At 60.9% G+C, this 4,633-nt stretch carries 4 protein-coding genes; 3 read left to right on the forward strand and 1 reads right to left on the reverse strand.

What is annotated here, in order from left to right:
- On the forward strand, nt 1-1,101 hold a 1,101-nt coding region (locus tag VFE81_RS04940), incomplete at its 5' end, for an MFS transporter (protein WP_325043525.1).
- 186 nt (nt 1,102-1,287) lie between these two features.
- Complete coding sequence (locus tag VFE81_RS04945) at nt 1,288-2,181, forward strand: IclR family transcriptional regulator (protein WP_325043526.1); 894 nt, start codon at nt 1,288-1,290, stop codon at nt 2,179-2,181.
- A 60-nt stretch (nt 2,182-2,241) separates the two neighbouring features.
- On the opposite strand, the gene VFE81_RS04950 is transcribed toward VFE81_RS04945, so the two are convergent.
- On the reverse strand, nt 2,242-4,047 hold the full coding sequence (locus VFE81_RS04950) for an acyl-CoA dehydrogenase (protein ID WP_325043527.1): 1,806 nt from the start codon (nt 4,045-4,047) through the stop codon (nt 2,242-2,244).
- A 265-nt stretch (nt 4,048-4,312) separates the two neighbouring features.
- Between VFE81_RS04950 and VFE81_RS04955 the strand changes: the two genes are divergently transcribed.
- Nucleotides 4,313-4,633 (forward strand): SDR family NAD(P)-dependent oxidoreductase (locus VFE81_RS04955; protein ID WP_325043528.1); only part of this gene is annotated, 321 nt, incomplete at its 3' end.

A 4,633-nucleotide genomic window follows, 5' to 3' on the forward strand; every position in this document is an offset into this window, starting at 1 on the left:
CATTTCTCGCCGCAAATGTTCGGCTGGTTCGCGGGCTCGTTTTTTCTCGTGTTCGCCATTGCGCAACTGCCGGTCGGCATCATGTTCGACCGCTACGGCGTGCGCGGACCGACCGCGCTTCTGATGGGCATCGGCGCCGCCTGCGCCGGCATTCTGTCGATGACGGCGAGCGCAACCGTTGCGCTCGTCGCGCAAGCCGGTATCGGACTCGGTTGCGCGCCCATCTTCATGGGGCTGCTCAATTACGTACTGCATTCTGGCCACGGCACGCGCAATGTGCGCGCCGTCACGACGGCGAGTGCGATCGGCATGGCAGGGGCACTGCTGGCCGCGTTTCCGCTCAGCCGGGCAACGGCCAGCTTCGGCTGGCGTCCGGTCATGGTCACTGCGGCACTAGCCATGCTATGCGCGACGTTTGGCGTCGTGTGCTTCGTGCGTCGGCGTGATGCCGCCGCGCATGAACAAAGTCTCGCTGCATTGCAACACGCGGCAAGCGCGGTGAAACGGCGCACCGGTTTCTGGACCCTGATGCCGGCTTGCCTCGCGCTTTCGGTCGGCAGCACGTTTCGTACGTCGTGGGGTGGGCCGTATCTTGCTGACGTATACGGATTCGACGTCATCGCGCGCGGCAACGCAATGACCGTCACCAGCGTGATCGGGATCGCCGCATCCTTCTGTATTCCTGTGGCCGTGCGGTTCTGCGCGCCCAAGCTTATTTCGCTGCTGTGGCTGATCGCTGGCGTGCTGGCGGCACTGGTGCTCGCGGTCAGTCCGGACGGCAACGGGCTGGTCAGCGTCGCGTTGATATGCGTGCTGTTCTCGGTCGGCTCGATCCATCCGCTCGTGATGTCGCAAGCGCGCGCCATCATTGCGCCACGCCGGCTCGGGCTCGGTTTGGGGCTGCTCAACAGCCTTGTTTTTCTCGGTGTGGCGCTGACCAGCAGTTGTTTCGGCTGGATCGCGGGTGCGGCAAAACAGGCGCATCTATCGAACGCGGGAATCTACTCGGCGCTGTTTGCGGTGACCGTCGTGCCGCTTGCGATTGGCGCGGTGGTCTATTTTTTCAGCCCCGTGGTGACCGCGCCGAAAGAAGAAGTCTGAGCCACTTTTTGTGGTGTGCTGCTTGAGCCAGCGTCGAACTTCAGTTCGGACACGTCGTCACCAGGTGTCCGCACCGATTTCGTGCACGCCGTCACTCGGGACTATAATTTCGCAGCCCGGCTCACCCTCGATCCAGGCCACGGTTTGTCCTTCAGATGGTGCCGTTTCGCGGGAGCGCGTTTCATTTTGAGCAAAACCCATAATAACCCGATCGATAATCCGGTCGACATCCCGAACGCCGGCGAAGCTGCACAAAAAACCGCTGCGTCCACGAAAACCAATCCGGTCCTCGCGAGCCGGACCGCACACGAGGCACACAAAGACGACAGGCATTTCGTCACTGCGCTCGCGCGGGGGCTCGAGGTGCTGGCGTGTTTTCGCTCGGGCGACAAATCGTTGAGCAATCAGGAACTCGCATTGCGTTGCAAGCTGCCGAAATCGACGGTATCGCGCCTGACGCATACGCTGACGCTGCTCGGCTATCTGATTCATTTGAAAGAGAGCGGTAAATACCGGCTTGGCACGGCTTCGCTCGCGCTGGGTAGCGCAATGCTGGCGCGGCTCGATGTCCGCAAGATTGCCCGGCCGGTGATGCAGGAACTGGCCGATATCTCCGGCGCAACCGTCTCGTTGGGAACGCGCGACCGGCTCTCGATGATCTACGTGGAAAATTGCCGGGGCTCGGTTGCGCTCACGCTGACGTTGGAAGTCGGTTCGCGTATTCCGGTCGCCACGTCGGCGATTGGCCGCGCGTGGCTCGCGGCGATCCCTGAACATGACCGTCTTAGTTTCATGGAACAGGTGCGCGAACTCGATCATGTGGCATGGCCGAAAACCCGCCGCGGCATTGAAAAAGCGCTCGAAGATTACAACACGCTCGGCGTCACGACTTCATTCGGTGACTGGCAGAAAGACGTGAACGGCATCGCGCGTGCTTTCCAGCCGGGTGGCGAACTGCCGATCATGGCGATCAATGTCGGCGGCCCTTCATTCAAGCTCTCGAAAGAATTCCTGCTCGAAGAAGTGCGGCCGCGGTTGATCGACGTGGTGACGCAACTGGAAAGCGCGCTGTCGCATTGAACGGTATTAAGCGGCATCCGGCCACACGGAGCCGCATCCAGCCGAATAGGGTCGCAGCACTCAGAACCACTGAGGCGCCATGCTGAGCGTCGTATCGTCGAGACCGCGCAGCGTGGCAAGCATCAGCGAAACGCGCGGCAATTCCCAACGGAAGAACCACTGGCAAGCATGCAGCTTGCCGCGATAGAAGTCGCCGTCGGCTTCGCTTTTCGCATCGGGTAGCGCAGCGCTTGCGACGATCGCCTGCCGTAACCACGTCCACGCAATCACGATATGGCCGAATGCCTCGAGAAAGGCATTCGCGTTGGCGAGCGCGCGTTCGCTTTCGCGGGCCAGCGTGGGCAATAACGCTTCGACCGTGCCGGTCAACTCGCTCCACGCCTTGCTGAGTGAATCGGCATGCGCTTGCAGCCCCGGATGAACTCGCGCCGATTCAACGCTGCGTTGTATTTCGCGCTCCAATTGCTTGAGCGCGGCGCCTTGTTTCATGACCACTTTGCGGCCCAGCAGATCGAGTGCCTGAATACCGTGCGTGCCTTCGTGAATCATGTTCAGGCGATTGTCGCGATAGAACTGCTCGACCGGATATTCGCGCGTGTAGCCGTAACCGCCGTGAATCTGGATCGCCAGACTATTCGCTTCGAGGCACCACTGTGACGGCCACGATTTCACGACAGGCGTCAGCAGATCCAGCAGCAGGCCCGCTTCGGCGCGCGCCGTATCGCTCTCACCAGTATTCTGTTCGTCGACGAGGCGTGCCGCATATAGACACAGCGCGTATGCGCCTTCCACGTAGGCTTTTTGTGCGAGCAGCATGCGGCGCACGTCGGCATGTTCGATCAATGGCAATTGCGGATCGAGCGGGTTCTTGTTATCCGGACGGCGTCCTTGCGGCCGTTCGCGTGCGTAATCGAGCGACGCCAGATAGCCGCGATAGCCGAGCATGACCGCACCGAGGCCCACGCCGATGCGTGCCTCGTTCATCATGTGGAACATATAAGCGAGGCCCTGATGTGGCTCGCCCACCAGTTCGCCGATGCATTCGCCACGTTCGCCGAACGACAGCATGGTCGATGTCGTGCCGCGCCAGCCCATCTTGTGAATCAGCCCCGCGAGCGCGACGTCGTTGCGACCGCTGAGGCTGCCGTCGTCGTTGACGTGGAATTTCGGCACCGTGAACAGCGAAATACCTTTGACGCCCGGCGGCCCGCCGGGAATGCGCGCCAGCACCAGGTGGACGATGTTCTCGCTCAACTCGTGATCGCCACCCGAGATAAAAATCTTGTTGCCGCGAATCGAATAGGTGCCGTCCTCGTTGGGCGTCGCACTGGTGACGAGATCCGAGAGGCTCGAGCCCGCTTGCGGCTCGGTCAGCGCCATCGTGCCGAACGCGCGGCCTTCGAATAAGGCCTGCAGATACTTGCGCTTCTGCGCAGCGCTGCCGAAACGTTCGATCACGTTCGCATTCGCCGTGGTCAGCATCGCGTAAGACGAGGTGGCGATGTTGGCGCTCTTGAAGAGCGACAGGCACGCAAAGGAAATCACCGAGGGCAACTGCATGCCGCCCCATTCGTAGTCTTTGCCCGCCGCGAGGAAACCGGCCGAGCGGAACGCGTCGAGTGCTTCCTTGACCTCCGCGGGCATCGTGACGCGCTGACCGTCGAATTGCGGCTCGTGTTCGTCCGAGAGGCGGTTGTGCGTCGCGAACTTTTCGGCTGCGACCGCATGAGCCGTTTCGAGCGCCGCGTTGAAGGTCTCGCGGCTGTGGTCGGCGTGGCGCGCGCGCTGCGTGAGTGTCTCGGCCTCGAGCACTTCGAACAGCTGGAATTCCAGATCACGCGAATTGATGATCAGCGCATTTTGCATGGGAGAAGACCCGTCAAAAGGTGAGCCGCTATGCAGAACAGCTACGCGACAAGCGCAAAAACGCATGAGTTCGCACCGATGCGGCCCGATTGAGAAGTGCGGCATTCGGGTAAGTCCCGATGATCCGCCCATCCACGATGCATGTCAGTTTAAATCAAAAGTGAATGAACGTGCTTTTATTTACACGCCGAATTTCGGCACGTATGATGGTCACAGAATCTGGAATATAAGTCTGCATTGCAGAACAACTTGGAGGGGCGTCGTAATGTCTGTGAAAGACCTGTTTCAACTGGACGGCAAGGTTGCACTGATCACCGGTGGCTCTCGCGGGCTGGGCCTGCAAATGGCCGAGGCGCTGGGAGAAATGGGCTGCCGCGTGGCGATCACTGCGCGCAAGGCCGACGAACTCGCCGAGGCGAAATCACATCTGCAAAGCCGGGGTATCGAGGTGCAGACGGTGGTCAACGATCTGCAGCGCTTCGAAGGTATCCCTGGTCTGGTGGATGAAGTGCTTGGCCTGCATGGCGGCATCGACATTCTCGTGAACAACGCCGGCGCGACTTGGGGCGCACCCGCCGAGGACTAT

The sequence above is a fragment of the Paraburkholderia sp. genome (genome assembly GCF_035656215.1).
Taxonomy (GTDB): Bacteria; Pseudomonadota; Gammaproteobacteria; order Burkholderiales; family Burkholderiaceae; genus Paraburkholderia.

Excerpts from the sequence above, each read along its gene's own strand:
- VFE81_RS04950 (WP_325043527.1), bottom strand. The coding sequence starts at position 4,047 with ATGCAAAATGCGCTGATCATCAATTCGCGTGATCTGGAATTCCAGCTG.